Below are 18155 nucleotides of genomic sequence, written 5' to 3'. Positions count from 1 at the left end.
CCTCGAGCCTACGTGTCGCCAGGATGGACGAGATGCTCGAGCGCGACCCGGTCAGGGAGGTCTGCGTACGAGACGGTCTCGCCGAGGCGTACGTAGTGGAACGAGGCGGTCACCTGGTCGAGCGCCACACCGTGCTTCTCAGCCCACGCGAGCCGGTAGACCGCCAGCTGGAGCGGGTCGGCCGTCGCCGCCCGGTTGGTCTTCCAGTCGACGACCTCGAAGCCGTCCTCCGTCCGGTAGACCGCGTCGATCCGCCCGCTGACGATCTGCCCGCCGAGCCTCAGGGTGAACGGCTCCTCGATCGCGTAGGGGACGCGGTCCCCCATCGGCCCCGACTCGAAAGAACGGATCAGGTCCCCGAGCTCGATCTCGTCCTCGATGTCGGTCTCGTCCCGACCCGGGAGCTCGTCGTCACCGATCAGGCTCTGCTGACCGAAGTGCGCCTCGACCCACGCGTGGAACCGAGTGCCGAACCGGGCTGCCGGCGCAGGCGGACGGGGCAGCGGTCGCGCCAGGCTCCGCGCGAACGCGTCGGGATCTTTGCGCATCGCCATCAACGACGTGGTGGACATCTGCGATGGAAGCGGCACCTGGACGACGTCGCCACGGGCCTCGCGCGCCTCGGCGAGCAACCGCTCGATCTCGCCGTCGAGCTCGGTCAGGCGGGCGAGCTCAGCCGCCTCGACGGGGTCGACGGGGTCGACGGGGTCAGGAGGGTCGACAGGCGCCGGCGGGGAGGCGACGTAGGTCCGCACCCGCGCGGCCGCCTCTCGCCGGCGTACGAGGTCGTCCTCGTCGGGCTCGACCGGCCAGGCCACCGCCTCCACCCGGCCACGGAGCGGGTTGTCGGCGCCCTGATCCGGCTCCGGGGTCCACAGCTCGGCGTCGTCACCCCGGCCGCGCAGCCAGGTCGCGACGGTCTCGAGGAACGGACTGGGCTCTGACGGCGCCTTGCGGGTCCGGCTCCAGCGACTCGCGCTCGTGATCAGGAGGCGACGCGCGCGGGTGAAGGCGACGTAGCCGAGGCGTACCTCCTCCATCTCCGCCTCGGCTCGCATCGCCGCCCGGAACTCCTTGTCGCCGGCGCGGCTCAGCTCGGCCATGACCGGGAGCTCGGCACCGTCCCCACGAAGGTCGTGCGGCAAGGCGTGCGCCACGGTCGGCCAGGCCGGCCTCGATCGGGTCGAGGGGAAGGTGTCTGCAGTGAGGAAGGGGACGAGGACGACGTCCCACTCGAGCCCTTTGGCCGTGTGAACCGTGAGCAGCTTGACCGCGTCGGAGTCCGTCGGGGAGGCAACCTCGAGGCCGTCGTTGTAGGTCGCCTCGGCGTCGAGGTAGGCGAGCACTGCCGACAGCCCGGCGGAAGGGTCGGTGGCGACCACGTCGGCGATGACGTCGAGCAGGCGGGTGACGTTGTCCTGAGCGACACGGGCGGCCGTCCCGGGCGTGGAGGCGAGCTCGACGTCGATGCCGAGAGCCGCGACCGCCAGCCGCGCAGTGTCGGCGGGCGAGCCGCTCGCACGTCGCCGGAGCCCACGCAGGAGTCGCGCCACCTCGGCGAGACGGGCGCGGGACTCCGAGGAGTACGGGAGGCGCTGGCGTTCGTCGTCGGGACTCTCGACCGCATCGGCCAACGACACGATCTCGGTGGGATCGATGCCGCGCACGGAGCGCTCGAGCTCCTCCTCCAACGACGTGGTGGCGACCTCGCGGACGGGGCCTACGAGCTGCTTGGCGCGGCGCCCCAGCAGCGCGAGGTCGCGTGGCCCGATGCGCCACCGAGGCCCGGTGAGGAGCCGCAGCAGTGCGGCGTTGGCCGTCTGGTCGGCGAGCACCCGCAGCACGGAGAGCACGTCGGTGACCTCGGGCTGAGCCAGCAGCCCCGACAGCCCGACGACCTCGACGGGGACCCCCCGCGCACGCAGGGCGGCGACGATGGTGGGGATCTCGCTACGAGTCCGGACGAGGATCGCGATCTCCGACCACGGGGTCGGCGGCTGTCCAGCCCCCTCGTGCGCCGCGACCACCTCGTCGACCATCCAGGCGATCTCGTCGGCCACGGTCTCGTGGAGCGCGGCGCGCACGGTGCCGCCCTCGGTGCCCTCGGCGGCGACGAGGGGTCGGACGACTTCGGTGACGTGGTAGTACGGGGCGGCGACACGGTTGGCCACGTCGAGGATCTCGGCCCTGCTGCGCCGGTTGACCCGCAGGTGGAAGAGGCCGCCGCGGCCGGCATCGCGCTGCCGGCTCGCCCCGATCCGGTCGGGGTCGGCCGGGAAGTCGTCGAGGAACGCGGTCAGGTTGCTCGCGGCGGCCCCGCGCCACCCGTAGATGCCCTGGCACGGATCGCCCACCGCGGTGACGCAGTGGCCGAGCCCGTCTCCGGGCTCACCGGAGAAGAGCCCTCGAAGCATGTCGCGCTGGGCGACCGAGGTGTCCTGGTATTCGTCGAGCAGCACCACCGAGAACCGCTCGCGCTGCGACTGCGACACCTCCGGGCACTCGACCGCGAGCCGTGCGCCGCGCTCCATCTGATCGGAGAAGTCGACGACGCCGTCCTCCGCCTTGGCTGCTCGGTAGCGCTCGACGAGCGTCACGAGCTCGTCGCGGCGGCGGGTGGTGTCGGCGAGGTCGTCGTGGAGCCTGACCTTGCGCATCTCGACCGTCGCTCGCTCGACGTCGACCCGTATCTCTGCGTCACAGCGGCGGACGTCGTCGGGTGAGACCAGGTGCTCGGCCATCTGCCCGTCGAGCCCCAGGACGTGGCCGATCAGGTCGGGCATCGAGGTCGTCGCGTGGGCGAGCGAACCCGGATAGGAGGCGATGGCCCGGAACGCCCGCTGGAACCGGGACGCGTCGGTGGTGATCCGCAGGTCGGGCTCGTAGCCGAGCAGCAGCCCGTACTCGGTGATCAGCGTGCCGGCGTACGCGTGGTAGGTCGAGACGGTCGGCGTGCCGTAGCGCTCGAGCAGGTCGGGCACCCCGGCCTCGCGCGCCAGCGTCTCCAGCGCCTGCCGGACGCGGTGCGCGAGCTCGGAGGCGGCCTTGTTGGTGAAGGTGAGTCCGAGGACCGATCCCGGGAGGACGCCCTCGTGCCCCACCAGCCACACCACGCGGGCGGCCATGACCGTCGTCTTGCCCGAGCCGGCACCGGCGATGATCGCGCTCGGGCGGTCGGTCGGCGCCTGGATGGCGGCCATCTGCTCGGTGGAGAACGGGATGCCGAGGAGCGCACGGAGGTGGTCGGCGTCGTGGATCAGCTGCGGGACCTCCACGGCGGTTGCCGTCATGAGGCCTCCTCCTCGGCAGCGGGTGCTGGGGCCACGGCATCGAGGACCGACGCACCCTCCGGCTTGGCGGGGCACATCCGCGCGAACTGGCAGAACTGGCAGGCCTTGGGGCTGGGTGTCGCGACCCACTGCTCCGTCCGGATGGTGCGCACCGCATCCTCGAGGAGGGCGTAGGCGAAGAAGGCGTCCTCCTCGCGCGGCGCGTCCTGGGGCTGGACCTTGGGAGCGGTCGCACGTTTGGCCGACTCGGGCAGCCGCAGGTGGACGAGCTCCGCCCCGCCGCTGCGCGCACGGCGCCGGAGCAACGGGTCGGCGGCCCCGTGCTCGACCGCGAGCTGGTAGACGCCGAGCTGCGCGTGCTCGGTGATCTCGCTGCCGGTGGGAGCGCGCTTGCCCGTCTTGAAGTCGACCACGTGCACGAGCCCGTCGACGTCGACCTCGACGCGGTCCATCGATCCGCGGAGAACCACCTCCTCGCCGGCGACCGGCAGCCGCACCTCGAAGGCGTGCTCGGCGGCGAGCGGACGTCGTCGCGCCGCCTGCTCCTGCTCCGCGTGCCACTGCGCGAACCGACCGATCGCCGCCCGGGCCTCGTCGCGCTCACGCCGGGCCACCCAGGGTGCGGCGTAGGCGAGACGATCCCACACCACGTCGAGGGCGGCGTCGAGGGCCGCGGGATCAGCCGCGGAGCCGCCCTGGACGACGTCTGCGGCCAAGGCGTGCACCAGGAGTCCGAAGCCCTGAGCCGTCGAGCTCACGGCCTCGCCCTTGGCCTCGTGCGTGAGGAACCACGACAGCGAGCACGAGGTGATGGCGTCGAGCGAGCTGCCAGACAGGCGCACCGGCTCGTCGAGGGTCCGGACCGGCTGCTCCGACCGGGTGACCTCGCGCAGGCCCCACCAGGTGTCGGGGTCGGCCGGCGCGGCCGCGGGCAACCGCGTCGCGGCGAGGGTAGCGAGCCGCTGTGCCGCTGCGTCGCGGACACTCTCGGTCGCGCCGTGCTGGGCCAGCTCGCGCAGCTCGGCGATCACCCCTCGGAGGGAGAGCCCACGGCGGGGGCGTCGCTCCGGGCCGCTGGAGACGTGGGTGGCGTGCCTCGCCACGTCGGCGACGAAGGGCGACGGCTGGTCTCCCTCGGGATCGGAGCTCTGGACCGTCGTGACGACCAGCCGCCGACGTGCACGCGTCACCGCGACGTAGAACAGGCGCCGCTCCTCCGCGACCAGCTCCGCCGCGGTCGGCGGGAGACGGAGCGAACCACCACCGGCCTCTTCTGCCAGGCGTTCGGCGCCCAGCAGCGTGCCGCGGTGACGGACGTCGGGCCACGTGCCCTCCTGGACGCCGGCGACGACGACCAGGTCCCACTCGAGGCCTTTGGAGCGGTGCGCGGTGAGCAGGCGTACGGCTGACCCGCGCTGGCCGCGCTCGGCCAACGTGTCGACCGGAACCTCGTGGCGCGCGATCTCGTCGAGGAAGGCAGCGACGCGCCGACGACGCTGGCTCTCCTCGGCCCGAGCCGCCAGCGCGAACAGGGCGACCACGGCATCGAGGTCACGGTGTGCGGCCGCGGACGCGTCGGCGTGGTCGGCCACGATCTCCTCGGCGAGGGGACGGCTCCTGCCCTCGATCGACGCGAGCAGGCGACCCTCCCACCCGGTCCCGCGCCACAAGGTCCACAGCACGTGCTCGGGCGACGCGTGGTCCGCGACGAGGCGAGCGGCTTCGGAGACGAGCGCGCAGGCGCGGTAGGCGCGCCGCGCGACGTCACCGGCACGGCTCCCGTGCCCGCCGTCGTCGACCAGTGGGGCAAGGCTCAGCGGCTCCAGGAGCAGCTCCACGAGCAGCGTGCGCGAGCTGCGCGGGAGCTGACGCTCACCGTCCTCGGCGTACGCGTCGCGTCGTCGGAGCTCCTGGCAGAGGATGCGCAGCTCGGCCGCGTCGAGGTCGCCGAGCGGACCAGTGAGAAACCGCTCGACGCTCTCGGGATCGGGCTGACGTTGCTCGGCGAGCGCGACCGCGAGGTGCAACGCCGCGAGCAGCGCGGCCACGGCGGGCTCCGTGCGCAGCGGAACCTCCGCACCGGCCACCTCGACAGGGACCCCCGCGGCCTGGAGTGCCCGCTGGAGGCGAGGCATCGCGGCGCCGGAGCGGACGAGCACCGCCATGGCATCCCAGTCCAGACCCTCCTCGAGGTGCGCGCGTCGCAGCATCAGCGCGAGGTGCTCGGCCTCGGAGGCGGAGTCGGCGAACGTCCGCACCCACACCTCGTCGCCCTCGCCGACCGGGCTCGGCTCCGGGTCTCGAAATGCGCGCGCCTGCACCGCGAGGGGGCCGAGGGGGATGCGCCGGGCGACCTCACGCGAGGCGGCGAGGATGCGCGGGCCGAACCGCCGGGTGCGTCGCAGGGAACACACGGCCGCGGGGGCACCCTCACGGGTCCGGAAGGCGTCGGCGAAGCCGAGGATCGCCGAGACCTCTGCTCCGCGGAACGCGTAGATCGACTGGTCCGGATCGCCGACGACGACCAGGTCGCGCCCGTCCCCCGCCAGAGCCTGCAGGACGGCGACCTGAGCGGGGTCGGTGTCTTGGTACTCGTCGACGATGACGAAGGGGAACCGCTCACGCAGCGCCGGCTGGTGCTCGGGGTCGGCGACGACGAGGCCGGCTCGGTGGACCAGCTCGGCGTAGTCGATGAGGTTCTGGGCGTCGAGGACGTCGAGGTAGTCCTCGAAGAACCGTGCTGCGGCATCCCAGTCGGCGCGTCCGGCCACCGCACCGGCCGCGGCCAGGTCGACCGGATCGAGGCCGAGGGCACGGGTGCGGGTCATCAGCCGCTCGAGCTCCACGGCGAAGCCCCGCGTCCGCAGGGCGGGGCCGAGCCGCGTCGGCCACGGGACCGTCCGGTCGTCCAGCCCGCCGAGGACCAGCTCGCGGATGCGGGTGTCGGACTCCGACGCCGACAGCAGCTGGAGCGGCTCGGAGTAGCTCTTGGGGTCCTGGAACTCCCGCACCAGGCCGTAGCAGAACGAGTGGAACGTGGTCGCGAGCGGCGTCGCGACCGTCCGGTCGAGGCGGGTGGCGATGCGGTGACGGAGCTCCTCGGCGGCCTTGCGGCTGAACGTCAGCACCAGCGCCTGCTCGGGCCGGAGCCCGCGCCGCTCGATGCGGTCGACCACCGTCTCCACGAGCGTGGTCGTCTTGCCTGTCCCCGGGCCGGCCAGCACGAGGAGAGGGCCTCCCTCGTGGTCGACGACCGCCTGCTGGTGGGGGTCGAGCACGGGCGCGGGCGCTCGTCCGGCAGGCGGGGGGACCAGCGCGTACGCCGGTCGCCGGGGGTGGTCCGTCATAGGTCCATTCGATCAGAGCGGTCCGACAGATCCGTGGACCTCGTACGAGGCGGCGCGGATGTCGACGCGCAGGTCCCGGTCCAGCCGGCTCCGCAACGGCGTGCCCTCCTCGAGGTAGTGCTCACGGGCACGTCCACGAAGCGGCTCAGGGAGCGTGCCGTCGGCGCGGACCACACGCCACCAAGCCACGGCTGCCCCGTACGTCGCCATCACGCGGCCGACCTGCCGCGGGCCACCGCGGCCCACGGCCTCGGCCACCTGGCCGTACGACACCACGTGGCCAGAAGGCACCTGCTCGGCGATGCGCAGGACCGCCTCGACGTACGCGTCGGGGTCCGGGGCATCCTCGCTCACGGGCCCACGATCTCACGGCCGGCGCCGGGCGCGTTTGAGGTGCTCGCACCGCAAGTGCCGCGGTCCCACCCCGTATTGCGGGTGCGATCGTCGTCGTTCGGGTGTGAGCACCTCAAACGCGGCGGGAACGCGAGGCGAGGGAGGCGGCCAACGTCACAGGTAACGGCGGCGGCCCCACTCGAGCTCGTCACGGATCCTCGCGATGCTCCCGCGGGTCGGGCTCCAGACCTCGTCCCAGAGGAAGCGCAGCATCCCGTGGCGACGACCGCACATCGCCCTCTCGCGCGTCCGCTCGTCGGTGACGACGTCGTCCGGCGACTTGCCGGGGACGAACCCGCGACCGTACTTGATCTTGCCGTCGAACTCCCCGAGCATCCCGTGCTCGAGCCAGGCGAAGTCGGATCGTCCGAGGAACGTGCCGTCGTCATCGCGGACGACGTACTGGAGATCAGGCATCGGCAAGTGGCACGCATGGAACATCCATCGCGTGACCGACTCTCCGGGAGACTCGGCGCGGCCGTCGGCGAGCTCCAGCGCGAGACGCGGGCCTTGGGCGCCCTTCCACGAGGCGAATGCCTCGCCGGTCGCCTTGAGCTCGTCTCGTGTCACCGTGCCGTGGTGGAGGGCGTCGTCCATGAGCACGAGCGCGCTTCGTGCGGGGGCCTTGACCCCCGCCTCCCAGATGGCGCGCGCCGGTGACGTCACGGTCCGCCCCCTGACCTGGACGAGATCCGGCTCGCTCACCGGGAACACCCGGTGGTCGACGCCCGCCCGAGGGCGCCCCGTGAGGTCGTCGAGGCGAACGACGTCCACCCACGTGCGGTCGATGCCGACGAGTGGGAGCCCGTGGACCGCTGCGGACGACACCCCGCACAGGACCGCGTCCGGCGCGAGCTTGTCGGCGATCGCCAGGCACCGCACGGCGTACTGCTCGTCGGCACCGAGTGCGTCGTCGTGCTCCGCGAAGACGTACGTGCCGTGGCGGATGCGGCGGATCACCCCGGACCTGCAGAGAGACCCGAGCGAGGTCGTGTCGAGCCCGATGTCGCGGACGTCAGATCGCAGGAAGTAGCCACCGCGGGCTGCCGCGAGCATCTCGAGCGCGACCAGAGCGTCAGGGTGCATCACCCGACCGTGGCGGATCAGGTGTCCGGCGTGCGTGCCGCATCCACAGCGTGCACGGCGTCCGCTCGGTGGTCCACACCGCTTAGAGCGGACTCGTTTGAGGTGCTCACACCGGAAACGCGACGATCCCACCCCGAATTCGGGGTGGGATCGTGCGCTGCGAGGTGCGAGCACCTCAAACGGGAGGGGTCAGTACGAGGGCTGCGAGGGGTCGATCTGGTTCACCCAGGCGACGACGCCACCACCGACGTGGACGGCGTCCTCGAGGCCGGCGCCCTTGACGATCGCCAGCACCTCTGCCGAGCGGGCGCCCGACTTGCACTGGAGGACCACCTGCTTGTCCTGAGGCAGCTGTCCGAGCGCGTTGCCTGCGAGGAACTCGCCCTTCGGGACGAGGATCGAGCCGGGGATCTTGTTGATCTCGTACTCGTTGGGCTCGCGCACGTCCACCAGGACGAAGTCGCGCGAACCCTCCTCGCGCTCCTTGAGCCAGCTCGCCAGCGTCGTCACGGAGATCGTCGAGTCGGCCGCGGCCTCCGCGGCGTCGTCCGAGAGCACCCCGCAGAACGCCTCGTAGTCCTCGAGCAGCTCCGTCGGCGGCTCCGCGTTGGGGTCGCGGCGGACCTTGAGCTCGGTCCAACGCATCTCCAGCGCGTCGAACACCAGCAGCCGGCCGACCAGCGGGTCACCGATCCCGGTGATCAGCTTGATGGCCTCGTTGACCATGACCGAGCCGATCGACGCGCACAGCACGCCGAGCACGCCACCCTCGGCGCAGGACGGGACCATGCCCGGCGGCGGCGGCTCGGGGTAGAGGTCGCGGTACTGAGGACCCTCCTGGGCCCAGAACACCGAGACCTGGCCCTCGAAGCGGTAGATCGAGCCCCACACGTACGGCTTGCCCAGGATCACGGCCGCGTCGTTGACGAGGTAACGGGTCGCGAAGTTGTCGGTGCCGTCGAGGATCAGGTCGTAGCCGGAGAAGATGTCCAGCACGTTGTCGACGTCGAGGCGCTCCTCGTGGAGGATCACGTTCACGTACGGGTTGATCTCGGCGACCGACTCCTTGGCCGAGAGGGCCTTGGACTTGCCGATGTCACTCTGGCCGTGGATCACCTGACGCTGCAGGTTGGACTCGTCGACGGTGTCGAAGTCGATGATGCCGAGCGTGCCGACACCGGCCGCCGCGAGGTACAGCAGCGCGGGGCTGCCGAGACCGCCGGCACCGATCACCAGGACCTTCGCGTTCTTGAGCCTCTTCTGGCCGGCCATCCCGACGTCGGGGATGATCAGATGCCGGCTGTAGCGGCGAACCTCGTCGACGGTCAGCTCGTCGGCGGGCTCGACCAGGGGTGCTAGTGCCACGAGGTCTCCTCGGTCGGGTGCGTTGCTCTCATCGGGTCCAGGAGACCCGCTGATGTCGTCAACACCATGCGGTGGCGCGGTGTTCCCGCGGCTCTCCGGCCCCCCTCCATCATGCCCGGCACGTCCCGGAGACCGGACACCCGTCTTACGCTCCGGACACGGTCGGCGGGGTCGCGAGACCGTCCGGTACGTCCCGCTTGTCCGCGCCTCAACTCGGCAAGACGACCTAGCGGGATACGATCAGGCACGTGACCGACACCACGACCGCTCCACGCCCGCGCGGCGGACGCCTCCCTCGCAGCGCCCGGCGGGCCCAGCTCCTCGAGGCGGCTCGCGAGGTGTTCGTGGACAACGGCTACCACGCCGCCGCCATGGACGACATCGCCGAGCGTGCAGGGGTCAGCAAGCCGGTCCTGTACCAGCACTTCCCGGGCAAGCTCGAGCTCTACCTCGCCCTTCTCGACTCCGCGTGCGACACCGTCGTCGAGTCCGTGCGCGACGCGCTCGCCTCGACCGAGGACAACAAGGCCCGTGTCCAGGCGACCATCGACGTCTTCTACAGCTACGTCGCGAGCGACCAGGCCGCGTTCCGGCTCGTCTTCGAGTCCGACGTCACCAACGAGCCCGAGGTGCGCCGCCGCGTCGACCGCGTCAACACCGAGACAGCCGAGGCCGTCGCCGCGGTCATCCACGACGACACCGGGCTCCCGGCGGTTGCGTCGGAGCTGCTCGCGGTCAGCCTCGTCGGAATGGCGCACGTCGGGGCGCGCTACTGGCTCGACCAGGGCTCGGCGCTGTCCAAGGAGGAGGCCGTCGCCATGGTGAGCGCGCTGTCGTGGCGCGGCATCGGCGGGTTCCCCCGCACCGACGAGCCCGACGGTCGCTGAGCGGCGCCGTACGCGGGCAGCAGACGCCCGTGCTCTCGCTGCGCACCGCGAGATAGCGTGAACCTGCCTCCCGTCCGTGGAGGTGCCCGTGACACAGAAGAGAGGCCATGACGTGGACGTACGGATCGGCGTGCAGCACAGCCCCCGCGAGCTGTCGCTCGAGACCACGGAGACCAAGGAAGCGATCCTGCAGGCGTTCAAGGACGCAAGCTCGGGCGACGGGCTCCTCGCACTGAGCGACGACCGCGGACGCAGCGTGGTCGTCCCGGTCGAGAAGGTCAGCTATCTCGAGTTCTCCGGGGAGTCCGGCCGGCGCGTCGGCTTCGGCGAGTCCTGAGCCTGACCGGCATCACCCGCACGACACGCACGCCCCGCGGGGGCCGGGCTCAGGAGTCCAGTCCGAGCTCGGCCATCCGCGCGGCGTGGTTCTCCGTCATCCGCGCGAACATCCGCCCGATCGCGGCCAGGTCCATCCCGTTGCCACGGTCGTAGGCGCCGACCAGCACGGCCGTGAGCCCGTCGTGCTCCGCGGCCACCAGCTGCGCCTGGCTCAGCGCCTCGCCCATCAGGCGGCGTCCCCACAGCGCCAGCCGTCCCGAGATCGTCGGGTCGGCCGCGATCGCCTCTCGCACCCGTGCCACCACGAAGTCGGAGTCGCCGGTGCCGGCCAGGCTGTTGAGGACGAGCGCGCGCGTGTCCACATCCAGGTAGGCGGCGATCTCCCGATAGAAGTCGGCGGCCAGCCCGTCGCCGACGTACGCCTTCACGAGCCCTTCGAACCAGTCGGAGGGGGCGGTCTTGGCATGGAAACGGGTGAAGGTCTCCTCGAACGGCGTCATCGCCTCGTACGGGTCGACGCCCAGCGCGGCCAGCCGGTCGCGCAGCCCCAGGAAGTGACCGAGCTCGACGTTGGCCATCTGGGCAAGCTCGGCCTTGTCGCGCAGCGTCGGCGCCAGCGTGGCGTCCTCGGCCAGCCGCTCGAAGGCCGACAGCTCCCCGTACGCGATGACGCCGAGCAGCTCGACCACACCCTCGCGATAGATCGGGTCGTCGAACGCTGCGGAGGTCTCGGAGGGGGTCGTCGAGTCGGCCATGATCGAAGAGTAGCCATCGCCGGTACGTCGAGCCGCGCCCGTGCCGTCAGGCGCTGGGGATAGAGTAGTAATGCCCAGGCATGGATCACGGTCCCTCGGACCTTCTGTCGCCGGGCCGCGCGGTCGCCGCCGAGCAGCGCGTCGAACGTCGACGCTCCGCCGCCACGACCTCAGGAGACCAGGCCGCCAAAGACGCGCGGCACGATCGACAAGAAATCGAGAAGACCCCTGACTACGTTCAAAGACCTGGGCGTTCTCCCGGAGATCGCCGATGCCCTGGAGACCCAGGGCATCACCGACGCATTCCCGATCCAGGAGATGACGCTCCCCATCGCACTGCTGGGGAACGACCTGATCGGACAGGCCCGTACCGGTACGGGCAAGACCCTCGCCTTCGGCATCCCCGTCGTGCAGCGGGCCATCGCACCGCACGACCCCGAGTTCGAGATGCTCAGCGCCCCTGGCAAGCCGCAGGCGCTCATCATCGCGCCGACCCGTGAGCTCGCGCTCCAGGTCTCCGCCGACGTCTCTGCCGCCTCGGTCAAGCGCGGCACGCGCGTGCTGACCGTCTACGGCGGCGTCCCGTACGAGCCGCAGCTCGAGGCTCTCGAGCGGGGTGTCGAGATCGTCATCGGCACGCCGGGGCGTCTTCTCGACCTGGCCAAGCGTCGCTCGCTCGACCTGTCCCACGTCAAGGCGCTCGTCCTCGACGAGGCCGACGAGATGCTCGACCTCGGGTTCCTCCCCGACGTCGAGGCCCTGATCTCGCGCACGCCCGAGCTGCGCCAGACGATGCTCTTCTCGGCGACCATGCCGGGTGCGATCGTGGCGCTCGCCCGCACGCACATGCGTCACCCGGTCAACATCCGCGCGGAGTCCAGCACCGACTCCTCGATGGTGCCGGCGACGGCGCAGTTCGTTTTCCAGGCCCACGACCTCGACAAGCCCGAGATGGTGGCCCGCATCATGCAGGCCGAGGACTTCGGTCGCGCGGTCGTGTTCACCCGCACCAAGCGTGCGGCGCAGCGCCTCGCCGACGACCTGGCCGAGCGCGGCTTCAACGCCGCCCCTCTGCACGGTGATATGGCGCAGGTGGCGCGCGAGAAGGCGATGAAGAAGTTCCGTGAGGGCAAGGTCGACGCGCTGGTCGCGACCGACGTCGCCGCGCGAGGCATCGACGTCGCCGACGTCACGCACGTCATCAACTACAGCTGCCCGGAGGACTCCAACACCTACGTCCACCGGATCGGCCGGACCGGGCGCGCCGGCAAGAGCGGCAACGCGGTCACGTTCGTCGACTGGGCCGACATCGCGCGGTGGAAGACCATCAACCGCGACCTCGGGCTCCCGTTCGACGAGCCGCTGGAGACGTACTCGACGTCGGAGCACTTCTTCCACGACCTCGGCATCCCGAGCGACGTCACCGGACGCATCGTGCCGCCGTCAGCGCCGGCCCCGAAGGCCGACCGCCCTCGCTCGGGCTCGGGCTCTCGATCGGGTTCGGGAGCACGCGGCTCCGAGCGTGACGGTGGCGCAGAGGGCGGCGCCAGCGACCGTCCCCGTCGCAACCGCAACCGGCGCCGTACCCGCGGCGGCGAGCCTGTCACCGAGTCGGGCGAGAGCACGACGACGGCCGTGACGGCCACGACCGGAGCCCCGAGCGCTCCGCCAGCGGGCGACGACTCGCCGTCCGGTGAGGCCACCCCCCGACGCCGGCGCCGTCGTCGTCGCCCGTCGGGAGACGGCGGCGAGGGTCGGACCGACGGCGCCGAGAGCGCCGGTGCACCCGCCGCTGACGCCTGACGCACTCGCCGGCGACCTGACGTACCGAGCACCCACCGCACCTGTGCGGTGGGTGCTTCGTCGTTCGTGCGGCGACCCGAAGGGCGGCTCGTACGGCGTTCGCGCGGCGACCCGAAGGGCGGCTCACGCGACGACGACCACGACCGTCCCGACCGGGGCGAACTCCCACAGAGCGATCGCGTCCGGACGATGCTGCCGCACGCACCCGGACGAGAGAGGCGTCCCGAGCTGCTTGCGCGTCTGCACCGGTCTGCCGTCGCCGTCGACCGGGATGGTGTGGAACCCGATCGGCGCATTGACGCCGCGTGTGAAGCGCACGAAGTACTCCATGGTGCTGCCCAGGTCGTACGACGTGGCGTGTCTCGACCGCGAGTAGACCTCGTACCTGCCGGGGCCGAGGTTGTCGAGCTTGCTGCCGGAGACCTCATACGTCCGTGCGGTCCGACCGTCCTTGCGGACGAGCCAGACCCGTTGCTCGCTCATCGAGAAGACGATCCGCCGCCCCTTCCCCGACCGTGCCGGGAGCGGCGCCTGCGAGGCGCGCGCCGACGTGGCGGTGGCGCCGGGGGTCGGCGTCGTCTGAGACGACGGGGACACCGACGGCGGGACCGTCGGACCCTGGACGGGACCCTGGACGGGGGCAGCCGGCGGGGCGACCTGCGCGTCACCGACCGAGGGCGCAGCGGGCGGGTAGACCGCTGGTCCTGCGGCGTCGAACCCACCGACGGGGGCCGCTCCGGCAGGCTTCACCAACGCGTCGATCCCGATCTCTGGAACGAGGTCCTCGTGAAGCGCGAACACCGTCGCCGCCATGCCGCCCGCCAGGATGGCGGCCGTCCAGCGCGGCCAGTGCCTCCGCGGCCGCCTTCGTGCGCTGTGACGCCCCGAGGATGTCACGGAACGATCACGGCGCACGGTCACGCTGGTCAGCGTACGGGCCACCGAGGTCCGCGTCGACGGAGGGGCGAGATCCTCCTCCGCGAACGGCGCACCGACCCGTAGCCAGGGTTCGCCGCCGCGCCTCGCCACGATCTGCGAAGATCTGCCCATGTCTCTCGCACTCGTGACGGGCGCCACATCAGGGATCGGGCTCGCGTTCGCCCGCGAGCTCGCGCGTCGCGGGGACGATCTCGTGCTCGTGGCGCGGGACGAGGCACGCCTCGACCGGCTGGCTGGTGAGCTCCGCGTAGCCGGCCGCACCGTCTACGTCGTGCCTGCTGACCTGGCCACCCGCGAAGGGGCGGCCCGCGTCGCCGAGGCCGTCCGCGAGCACCGCATCGACCTCCTCGTCAACAACGCGGGCTCGTCGATCGGGAAGTTCTTCGGAGACACCGACGTGGCCGACGAGGACGCCCAGCTCGACCTGATGGTGAAGGCACCGATGGACCTGATGGCCGCGGCGCTGGAGGTGATGCGTCCGCGCGGTTCCGGGCAGATCCTCAACGTCGCGAGCATCGCCGCGTTCACACCGCGTGGCACCTACTCCGCGCACAAGGCGTGGATCGTCAACCTGAGCCAGTGGATGAACATCCAGTACGCCCGCGAGGGCGTCGTGACGACCGCGCTGTGCCCCGGCTTCGTCCGTACCGAGTTCCACCAGCGCATGGGCGTCGACCCGAGCGACGTCCCCCGCTGGATGTGGACCAGTGCGGAGCAGCAGGTGCAGGGGGCCCTCGCCGACCTCGCCAAGGGCAGGCCGCTCTCCATCCCGACCGTGCGCTACAAGGTGCTGGGCACGATCGCCCGCTACGCGCCGGCCGGTCTGGTCGCCGCGGTCGCCAAACGGGGTCGGAAGCTCGCCGAATGACCGTGGCCGATGCCCAGGTCGCGGCCCAGGTCGTGAGCTCGCGGGTCATCGAGACGCCCCGAGGGGTGTTCGCCGCGCTCGACGCCCGCGTCCCGCCCGGCACGTCGAGACGGGGACACGTGCTCCTCGCGCCCGGGTTCACCGGAAGCAAAGAAGACTTCTCGGCCATCCTCCCCGCGCTCGCCGCGGCAGGCTGGCACGCGACGGCGTACGACCAGCGCGGTCAGTACGAGACGGCGGGCGACCCGGACGACGACTACTCGCTGCGGGGGTTCGCCGCCGACGCGCTCGCCGTCCAGGAGGCCCTGGCGCCGCACGGGCGCTCGCACCTCGTCGGCCACTCTTTCGGGGGTCTGGTCGCCCAGCACGCCGTGCTCGACGACGCGTCGGCCTGGCGGAGCCTGACTCTGCTCTGCTCGGGTCCGGCAGGGTTCAGGCATCCCGTCGTGAGGGAGCTCGCGAACGACCCCGAGGGGTCCACGCGGAGGCTGGAGTCCTTCCTCGTCGCCGTCCCCGCCCTCGGCCTGGAGGCGGTGTTCGAGAGCCAGGAGACCGACCCCGACGCCGCGCCCGGCGTGCGCGACTTCCAGCGGACTCGGTTCGTGGCCAGCTCTCCCGAGTCGCTGTGCGCGATCGCCGCGTGCCTGCTCGACGCTCCGGACCAGGTCGACGCACTCGCGGCGACCGAGGTGCCGGTCGCCGTCGGCCGCGGCGCCGACGACGATGCGTGGCCGCACTCGGCCCAGGACGCGATGGCCGCGCGCCTCGGCACCGACGTCGTGGTCATCCCCGGCACGGGGCACTCCCCCGCCGCGGACGCACCGGAGGCGACGGCGGCGTTCCTGCTGAAGGCGTGGGAGCGCCCCGGCCTCTGACGCCCTCAGCCCGCGTCGACGATGGCCGCGACCGGCCCGCCACCGTCCGGACCCTGGTGCGCCGCCGAGACAGAGACGAACACGGCAGGGTCACCGGTCACCGCGGCGGTGACGCCACCGACCGCGGCCTTGATCTGACGGTGCCAGTGGACGTCGGAGTCGTCGAGCATCGCGTTGCGACGACCGCGCACCATGCCGTCCTGGCTCGCCTCGCACTTGAGGAAGACGTTGACGAGCCGGTCGTCGAGATCGCTCGTCCGCGGGCGCTCCGGCAGGTCCAGCCCGGCCGAGCGGATCGCGTCCCAGATGCCGTCCGCGTCGAGCGCGTCGTCCATGACCGCGTGACCGATCCGGTAGCGGCCACCGATCCCGCGCACGTTGCCCACCACCACGACCTGGGCACGGTCGAGCTCCACTCCTGAGGAGCAGGAGGCCACCGACGAGAAGAGCCGACGGTCCTTGAGGACGTCCGCGTCGGTCGGCATCTCGATCTCACCGAGCGCGACCGCGACGCCAAGCGCCGTCGTGCCGTTCGAGAGGTCCATCGACGCGAGCGTGTCCTCGGTCCACACCGACTCTCCGCGCGACGTGGCGTCGCGGATGGTGTCGATCGTGAGCAGCGGTGTCTTGGTCTGGACGTAGTGCACGTCGGCGGCGTCGGTGATGCCTGCACGCTCGACGGCGACCGTCACCGCGGCAGCGACCTTCTCGATCATCGCGGTGCGCCCGATCTCCTCGGGCAGCAGCACGTCGCTCATCGCGAAGCCGACGCTGAGCCGGGGCTCCTCGCTCGCCTCGACCGAACCGTCGGGCAGCGTGGCGAAGATCGTCGCGTGCGGGCTGATGACCCCGTCGGTGCCGCCGGACCAGACGATGGGGATCTCCTTGACCTCCGCCGCGGAGCGCGAGCCCTGGGCGACGAGGACTTCTCGGAACGCCCGGTCGGCGATGATCCGCGTGTAGTCGTTGACGCCGCCGTTGCCCTCGGTCTTGCCGATGATCGCGATGACACGGTCGGCCTCGATCACGTTGTCCGCGATCAGCTTCTCGAGCTCGCTGGCGTCGGCGACGGAGTGGATCGGGACCTTGCGGACTTCGATCGCTGCTGGCATGGCGTTCCTCTCGGTTGGGGTACGTCGGTGGTCGGGGCGGCGTCGCGACGGCTCAGCCGGTCGGCTGCGGGGCCTGGACGGTCAGCGGGTCGGGGCTCACGCGGGTGCCGGTGCGCCCAGCGACGGCCTCGCCGATGCGGGGCAGGGAGGTGATGACGCCGGTACGGCCCGTGTGCGACGCGAACCGCGCCACCGCCTCGACCTTCGGCCCCATCGATCCGGCCGCGAAGGCGCCGGTCGCCGCGAGCCTCCGGATCTCCGAGACGCTGATCGCTCCGATCGGCTCGGCCTGCGGTGTGCCGAAGCCGAGGACGGCCGCGTCGACGTTCGTCCCGATCACGAGGCCGTCGGCCTCGATCCGCTCGGCCAGGAGCGCCGCAGTGAGGTCCTTGTCGATGACCGCCTCCACCCCGACGTACGAGCCCGACGTGTGCACGGTCGGGATACCACCGCCGCCGGCGCAGACGACGACGAACCCGTCGGCCAGCAGGGTGCGCACGGCGGGGATCTCGAGGACCGCCCGCGGCTCTGGCGAGGCGACGACCCGGCGCCAGCCGCGACCCGGGACCTCGACCCACCGCTGGCCGTGCGCCCGCATGGCCGCGGCCTCCGCCCCGCTGGCGTAGCGGCCGATCGGCTTGGTCGGCACGAGGAAACCGGGGTCATCGCGGTCTACCAGGGTGCGCGACACCAGAACGGCGCTGCGCGCGTGGTGGCCACGACGTCCGAGCTCCTCGTCGAGGGTGTCGAGGATCAGCCGGCCGATCGTCGCCTGGGTCTGCGCGACGCACCAGTCCAGCGGGACGGGGGGCACAACGTTGGCGGCCATCTCGTTCTTGAGCAGCAGGTTGCCCACCTGAGGACCGTTGCCGTGGGTCAGGACGATCTCGTGCCCCGCCTCGACGAGGTCGGCGACGCTGCGCATGGACGCGAGGATCGCCGTGCGCTGGTCCTCGGGACCGACGGACCCGTCTGGCGCGGTCATGGCGTTGCCGCCGAGGGCGATGACGAGGCGCATGCGACGAATCTAGGGGCGTATGTCGGTGTCGGCACTGGCGAAGATCGCCAACGCGGCGGCGTCGGCCCGTCACACCTT

At 71.8% G+C, this 18155-nt stretch carries 14 protein-coding genes; 5 read left to right on the top strand and 9 right to left on the bottom strand.

Features of this window, described 5'->3' with window-relative positions; all coding sequences use genetic code 11:
- Positions 1 to 8 precede the first annotated feature (8 nt).
- The 5 genes from KV100_RS15115 to moeZ all read right to left on the bottom strand — a co-directional run bounded on the left by KV100_RS15115 (position 9) and on the right by moeZ (position 9481).
- A complete protein-coding gene (locus KV100_RS15115; protein WP_220343926.1) occupies positions 9 to 3290 on the bottom strand; it encodes an ATP-dependent DNA helicase in 3282 nt (1093 codons plus the stop codon).
- The gene (locus KV100_RS15110) at positions 3287 to 6637 is read right to left on the bottom strand and encodes an ATP-dependent DNA helicase (protein WP_220343925.1); all 3351 of its coding nucleotides are present in this window, start codon (positions 6635 to 6637) and stop codon (positions 3287 to 3289) included. The genes KV100_RS15115 and KV100_RS15110 overlap by 4 nt, the downstream gene beginning before the upstream one ends.
- A 12-nt stretch (positions 6638 to 6649) precedes the next feature.
- Entirely contained in the window at positions 6650 to 6991 is a 342-nt protein-coding gene (locus tag KV100_RS15105) for an MGMT family protein (RefSeq protein WP_220343924.1), read from the bottom strand.
- A 153-nt stretch (positions 6992 to 7144) separates the two neighbouring features.
- On the bottom strand, positions 7145 to 8116 hold the full coding sequence (locus tag KV100_RS15100; RefSeq protein ID WP_220343923.1) for a type IV toxin-antitoxin system AbiEi family antitoxin domain-containing protein: 972 nt from the start codon (positions 8114 to 8116) through the stop codon (positions 7145 to 7147).
- A gap of 189 nt (positions 8117 to 8305) precedes the next feature.
- Positions 8306 to 9481, bottom strand: coding sequence for an adenylyltransferase/sulfurtransferase MoeZ (gene moeZ / locus KV100_RS15095; RefSeq protein WP_220343922.1), 1176 nt, complete (start codon positions 9479 to 9481; stop codon positions 8306 to 8308).
- 248 nt (positions 9482 to 9729) lie between these two features.
- Here moeZ and KV100_RS15090 point away from each other — a divergent pair, with 248 nt between their 5' ends.
- Together KV100_RS15090 and KV100_RS15085 are read left to right on the top strand one after the other, a co-directional pair.
- Complete coding sequence (locus tag KV100_RS15090) at positions 9730 to 10368, top strand: TetR/AcrR family transcriptional regulator (protein ID WP_220343921.1); 639 nt, start codon at positions 9730 to 9732, stop codon at positions 10366 to 10368.
- Between the two features lie 88 nt (positions 10369 to 10456).
- Entirely contained in the window at positions 10457 to 10705 is a 249-nt protein-coding gene (locus tag KV100_RS15085) for a DUF3107 domain-containing protein (RefSeq protein ID WP_301022274.1), read from the top strand.
- A gap of 49 nt (positions 10706 to 10754) precedes the next feature.
- Here the strand turns inward: KV100_RS15085 and KV100_RS15080 are convergent, their stop codons facing one another.
- Positions 10755 to 11462 (bottom strand): ferritin-like fold-containing protein, encoded by a 708-nt coding sequence (locus KV100_RS15080; RefSeq protein WP_220343920.1) that lies wholly within the window; start codon positions 11460 to 11462, stop codon positions 10755 to 10757.
- A 318-nt stretch (positions 11463 to 11780) separates the two neighbouring features.
- Between KV100_RS15080 and KV100_RS15075 the strand changes: the two genes are divergently transcribed.
- On the top strand, positions 11781 to 13265 hold the full coding sequence (locus tag KV100_RS15075; protein WP_220343919.1) for a DEAD/DEAH box helicase: 1485 nt from the start codon (positions 11781 to 11783) through the stop codon (positions 13263 to 13265).
- Positions 13266 to 13388: 123 nt separating this feature from the next.
- On the opposite strand, the gene KV100_RS15070 is transcribed toward KV100_RS15075, so the two are convergent.
- Positions 13389 to 14315 (bottom strand): L,D-transpeptidase, encoded by a 927-nt coding sequence (locus tag KV100_RS15070; protein ID WP_220343918.1) that lies wholly within the window; start codon positions 14313 to 14315, stop codon positions 13389 to 13391.
- Between KV100_RS15070 and KV100_RS15065 the strand changes: the two genes are divergently transcribed.
- The gene (locus tag KV100_RS15065; protein WP_220343917.1) at positions 14314 to 15072 is read left to right on the top strand and encodes an SDR family oxidoreductase; all 759 of its coding nucleotides are present in this window, start codon (positions 14314 to 14316) and stop codon (positions 15070 to 15072) included. The genes KV100_RS15070 and KV100_RS15065 overlap by 2 nt on opposite strands.
- Positions 15069 to 15947 (top strand): alpha/beta fold hydrolase, encoded by an 879-nt coding sequence (locus KV100_RS15060; RefSeq protein WP_220343916.1) that lies wholly within the window; start codon positions 15069 to 15071, stop codon positions 15945 to 15947. The genes KV100_RS15065 and KV100_RS15060 overlap by 4 nt, the downstream gene beginning before the upstream one ends.
- 5 nt (positions 15948 to 15952) lie before the next feature.
- On the opposite strand, the gene KV100_RS15055 is transcribed toward KV100_RS15060, so the two are convergent.
- Positions 15953 to 17059 carry a ring-opening amidohydrolase gene (locus KV100_RS15055; RefSeq protein ID WP_220343915.1) on the bottom strand — a complete coding sequence of 369 codons (1107 nt, stop codon included), beginning with the start codon at positions 17057 to 17059 and terminating at the stop codon, positions 15953 to 15955.
- A gap of 52 nt (positions 17060 to 17111) precedes the next feature.
- Complete coding sequence (locus tag KV100_RS15050; protein WP_220343914.1) at positions 17112 to 18077, bottom strand: carbamate kinase; 966 nt, start codon at positions 18075 to 18077, stop codon at positions 17112 to 17114.
- Positions 18078 to 18155: the final 78 nt, after the last annotated feature.

Source organism: Mumia sp. zg.B21, assembly GCF_019550855.1.
GTDB lineage: Bacteria > Actinomycetota > Actinomycetes > Propionibacteriales > Nocardioidaceae > Mumia.
This window is presented reverse-complemented; position numbering and strand designations above follow the sequence as displayed.